A 4,703-nucleotide genomic window follows, 5' to 3' on the forward strand; every position below is an offset into this window, starting at 1 on the left:
GGGCCCGCCGCCGGGGTGACCGTACCCGTGCCCGGGACGGTCGTGCTCGGGCGGCGCCGGGTGGGCCTGCCCGAACCCGTACGGCTGGCCGGGTGCGGGCGGTGCGAACGCCTGCCCGGCCGTGGGACCCGCGGCCGCCGGATCGGCGGCGCGGGCGGCGGCGGACTTGGAGCGGACCAGGGCCACGGCGAGCGTGACCAGCGCTCCGGTGACCAGGAGCCCGTACAGGAGCTCCACGATGACGCTCGTCAGCCCGGTGACCGTCATGACCGCTTCGAAGGACAGGTCCACGACCCCGAGGGCGAAGGAGACCACCGAGCTCGCGACCTGGACGAGCGCGGCGGCGGTGAGCAGCGCCCCCACGGTCCGGACGGCGCCGGGGAAGGGCGATCCCTTCGCGCGGACGAAGGCGGTGATCCCCACCGCGAGGAGGAGGAGCGTGCCGAGGCCGTAGAGGAGCGGACCCAGGGTCGGGGGAAGGGAGGACATCGGAGGACTCCTCGTGTCAGCGGGTCGGGAAGGGCCGCGGACCGGGGTGGTGGCCGGGCGGCGGTGGCGGAGCGGTCGTCCGGGCCGTGAGGCGCTTCGCCGCGGCCAGCACCAGGGCGAGCAGGCCGCCGACGAAGAGCAGCGTGAACATCAGGTACAGGGCCGGGAGCACCGTGGTGTGCACCGCGATGTCCATGCCCGCGTACATGGGGGTGAAGGACCAGATCTGGACCGCCAGGTCGCCGAGGGCGCTGAGGACGATCAGGGCGCCGCCCGTCGCCACGAGCCCCCTGCGGCCGGAGGCCGCCACGCCGCTGAGGGCCAGCACGATGACGCCGAAGAGCAGGTAGAGGACCTCGAACAGCAGGGAGATGACGGAGGAGGCGGTGTAGAGGGGAGAGATCAGGTGCATCCGGGGCCTTTCCTGGGGGCACGGGCGGATCCAGACTCTCACGCCGGGCTGTTCGCCTGTTCAGCGCCGGTGCGAGGGGCCGTCGTCGCCCGCGTGGGACGGGGCGGCGGGACCGTCCGCGGCGGCGGCCGGGCGCCGCGGTCCGCGTATGTGTGATGAGACGACCGACCCGCCGCGGGAGTTTTCCACAGATCCCTTTCGGCTCTGGCGGCCCCCGCCTCCGGCGAGGAGCATGGGAAGCGGTGGCACAGCAGCCGGAGGTGACGTCGTGCTCGTGGTGGAACTGGATCGGATCGACGGGGTGGGGGCCGACCTGGTCGGCGGCAAGGCCGCCGGGCTGGCCGGGGCGATCTCGGCCGGAGAACGCGTGCCCCCGGGTTTCTGCGTCACCACCGAGGCCCACCGCTCCGGGAGGCTGCCGGAGGAGGAGGTGACCGCCGCCTACGAGGCCCTCGGCGGCGGCCGGGTGGCCGTACGGTCCAGCGCGACCGCGGAGGACCTGCCGGACGCCTCCTTCGCCGGACAGCAGGACACCTACCTCGACGTCGAGGGCGCCGACGACCTCCTCACGGCCGTCCGCCGGTGCTGGGACTCCCTGTGGACCGACCGCGCCGTCGCCTACCGGCGCGACCGGGGAATCGACGACGACGGGGTGCACATGGCCGTCGTCGTGCAGCGCATGGTCGATCCCCGGGCCGCGGGGGTGCTGTTCACCGCCAACCCGGTCACCGGCACACGGGGCGAGACCGTCCTGGACGCCGTCCCCGGCCTCGGGACCGCGGTGGTCGACGGCACGGTCCGGCCCGACCACTACGTCGTGGCCGCGGACGGCGGGACCGAGGGACCGGACGACGGGTGCCTGTCGCCGGAGGAGGTGACGGCGCTGCACGCCGCCGGGCAGCGGCTCCAGCGCCACTTCGGCTCACCGCAGGACGTCGAATGGGCCCTGGACCGCGACGGGACCCCCTGGATCCTCCAGTCCCGCCCGGTCACCACCCTCTTCCCGCTGCCCGACCACCACGACGACGGGCCCCGCGCCTACTTCGAGGTCGGCAACATGCAGGGCATGCTCCGCCCGTTCACCCCGATGGGCCTGTCCGTGCTGGGAATCGTCGCCTCCGCGTGGCTCGGCTCCCGGGGCACCGGCCCCGACGGCGGGGACGCGGTGGTGGCCGACGTGGCGGGCAGGTTCTACCTGGACCTCACCCCCTACCTGCGCAACCGCTGGATCCGCGGGTTGTTGCCGGACAGCATGGCCGTCTACGGCCCCCGGGCCGCGGCGGCCATCCGCTCCCTCCTGGACGACCCGCGGTTCGCCGCGCGCCCCGGCGGACGGATCGACCCGGTCAGGGTGGTCGGGGCCGTCGCGCGGGCGCTGCCGCTCACCGGCAGGGTCCTCGGGGACGCCGTGGCCGCGCTCGTCGACCCCGACGACGCCAGGAGGCGCTTCCTGCGGGCCGGCGCGGTGCTCCGGGCGCGTGCCACCCGCCCCCCGGAGCACGCGCTCACCTCCGCGCGACGTCTGCGGCACGCGACGCGGCTCCAGAACGAGGCGCTGACGGAGGGGATGGCCCCGATGATGGGGCCCCTGTGCGTCGCGATCCTCTCCGCCAAGGCGCCCGAACTGCTGCTCAGGGGGATCGCCGAACCGGGCGAGGTGGCCGCCGTCCTCGGCGGGATGCCGCACAACGTCACCACGGAGATGGACCTGGCGCTGTGGCGACTGGCGGTCGGGGCGCGCGGGCACGGCGAGCTGTTCAGGGACACCCCGCCTGACGAACTGGCGTCCGGGTACCGGGCGGGAACGCTCCCCGACATCGGTCTCGACGTCTTCCTGGAGCGGTACGGGCACCGCGGAGCCGCCGAGGTCGACGTGGGCGTGCCCCGGTGGTCGGAGGACCCCGCGCCCCTGTTCGCGGCGATCGCCAACTACCTGCGGGTGAGCGACCCGGAACAGGAACCCGACCGGAGGTTCGCCCGGGCCGCCGCCGAGGCCGAACGCACACGGGACGCGCTGGTCCGCAGGGCGCTCGCCTCCAGGCCCGTCCGCGCGCGTCTGGCGTCGTTCTCCTTCGGCCGTGCGCGCGCCCTGGCCGGGATGCGGGAGTACCCCAAGTTCTCCTGGTTGTTCGCCATCGCCGAGACGCGTCGGCAGCTCCTCCTCGTCGGCGCCGAGATGGCCGGGGCGGGACGGCTGGACGCGCCCGACGACATCATGTTCCTCCGCATGCCGGAGGCACGCGCCCTGGTGGAGGGCGCGGACCAGCGCGCGCTCGTCGCCGAGCGCCGCGCCGGGTACCTGCGTGAGCGCGGACGCCGCCGGGTTCCCCCGGTCCTGCTGTCCGACGGCACCGACGTGGAGGCGGCGCTGCCCGCCCCGACCTCCGGGCGGGACGGGGAACTCCTCGGCGTGCCCGCCTCCTCGGGAACCGCGACCGGGGTGGCGAGGGTGGTCCACGATCCGGCGGGGGCCACGCTGGAACCGGGGGAGATCCTGGTGGCCCAGAGCACGGATCCCGGATGGACACCGCTGTTCATGACCGCCGGAGGGCTGGTGGTGGAGACGGGGTCCACCATCGCGCACGGGCCGACGGTCGCCAGGGAGTACGGCATCCCCGCCGTGATCTGCGTTCCCCGGGCGACCGAGGTGATCCGAGACGGGCAGCGGATCACCGTCGACGGTGCCGCGGGCACGGTCCGCGTCGAGGGCGGGGAGAGACCGGAGGAGCCCAGACCGGTGGAGGGCTAGAAGCCGCCTCCGCCGCCGCCTCCGTCGGCCCCGCCGCCGTTGTGGCCGCCTCCGCCGCCGTCATGGTGGCCGCCCCCGCCGTCGAAAGCGTCGCCGCGATGGCCGGGATCGCCCGTTGCCGTGTGGGCGTTCGAAGCGTGCGCGGAGGAGCGGCCACCGCCGTACGGGGCGCCGCCCGGTCGTCCGCCCCGTGGTTCCGGCCGCTGCTCCGGTCGTCGCGGCACGGTTCCCCGGGGTGCGTGCCGCCGTCCCCGGGAGCTGATCACCGCGCACAGCAGCAGGACGAGCGCCACCGCGAGCAGCACGTGGACCCCGATGTCGAGGGCGAACAGCACCGGGAACGGGACCGGCACCTCACCGTTCTCCACCAAGGACGGGAGGAAGAGGAACCGGAACCAGAGTTCCCGGGCCCCCTGGACGACGCTGAGGAGCGCGAGCAGGCCGCCTCCGGTGCGTACGAAGCCGCGCCCGCCGGGAGCCCTTTGGGCGAGGACCAGCGCCAGGACCCCCGCCAGCAGCGGGGGGAGCACGACGGTCAGCAGGGACAGGAGGAAACGCACCAGGTCGGGGCCCTGCTCGGTCATCGCCAGGCCTCCTCGTGCGGTCCGTCGAAGGGGGAGGATGACGGAGGGGGCGGTTCGGCCCGCGACGTCCTCCGGGTGGCGGCCAGGACCAGCAGGAGCATGCCCGCGCCGAGGAGGGCCGCGGACAGGTAGTACGACACGCTCGTGATCAGCGCGGTGGTCTCGGAGTCCGCCGCCTGTTCGCGCACCCAGGGGGAGAAGAGCTGGTCGAGCAGGGACAGGACGGAGGAGGCCAGCAGCGCCGCCGCGCCCAGTCCGGTGAGCGCGCGGCGCTCCGGCGCGGCGGCGAAGCAGCAGACCAGTGCGAAGAGGCCCACCAGCAGAAGGAGGAGAGGTCCGATCAGGTAGGGCAGGTGGAGGTTCACTGCGGTCCTCTTCGGTGGGGGAGTCGACGGGGCCGTGGCGCGGTGCTCGTGCGTGCCGCGAGGAGAACGTACCCGCCAGGGAGGCGTCCGAGGCGGCCACGGCC

5 protein-coding genes are annotated in these 4,703 nt (G+C 74.7%); 1 reads left to right on the forward strand and 4 read right to left on the reverse strand.

Annotation, left to right across the window (positions count from 1 at the left end; genetic code table 11):
• Both DQW06_RS14030 and DQW06_RS14035 read right to left on the reverse strand, forming a co-directional pair.
• A partial coding sequence (locus DQW06_RS14030) for a hypothetical protein (RefSeq protein WP_198662445.1) occupies positions 1-489 on the reverse strand: 489 nt, incomplete at its 3' end.
• Positions 490-505: 16 nt separating this feature from the next.
• On the reverse strand, positions 506-901 hold the full coding sequence (locus DQW06_RS14035; RefSeq protein ID WP_013156536.1) for a hypothetical protein: 396 nt from the start codon (positions 899-901) through the stop codon (positions 506-508).
• 268 nt (positions 902-1,169) lie between these two features.
• On the opposite strand from DQW06_RS14035, the gene DQW06_RS14040 reads away from it, so the two are divergent.
• On the forward strand, positions 1,170-3,650 hold the full coding sequence (locus DQW06_RS14040; protein ID WP_117198595.1) for a PEP/pyruvate-binding domain-containing protein: 2,481 nt from the start codon (positions 1,170-1,172) through the stop codon (positions 3,648-3,650).
• Here DQW06_RS14040 and DQW06_RS14045 read toward each other — a convergent pair.
• Together DQW06_RS14045 and DQW06_RS14050 are read right to left on the reverse strand one after the other, a co-directional pair.
• Complete coding sequence (locus tag DQW06_RS14045) at positions 3,647-4,234, reverse strand: hypothetical protein (RefSeq protein ID WP_117198596.1); 588 nt, start codon at positions 4,232-4,234, stop codon at positions 3,647-3,649. The genes DQW06_RS14040 and DQW06_RS14045 overlap by 4 nt on opposite strands.
• Complete coding sequence (locus tag DQW06_RS14050; protein WP_013156539.1) at positions 4,231-4,599, reverse strand: hypothetical protein; 369 nt, start codon at positions 4,597-4,599, stop codon at positions 4,231-4,233. The genes DQW06_RS14045 and DQW06_RS14050 overlap by 4 nt, the downstream gene beginning before the upstream one ends.
• Between the last annotated feature and the right edge of the window lie 104 nt (positions 4,600-4,703).

Origin of the sequence: Nocardiopsis sp. TNDT3, assembly GCF_003427465.1 — a bacterium.
In the GTDB taxonomy this organism is placed as follows: domain Bacteria; phylum Actinomycetota; class Actinomycetes; order Streptosporangiales; family Streptosporangiaceae; genus Nocardiopsis; species Nocardiopsis dassonvillei.

Excerpts from the sequence above, each read along its gene's own strand:
- DQW06_RS14035 (WP_013156536.1), bottom strand. The coding sequence starts at position 901 with ATGCACCTGATCTCTCCCCTCTACACCGCCTCCTCCGTCATCTCCCTG.
- DQW06_RS14045 (WP_117198596.1), bottom strand. The coding sequence starts at position 4,234 with ATGACCGAGCAGGGCCCCGACCTGGTGCGTTTCCTCCTGTCCCTGCTG.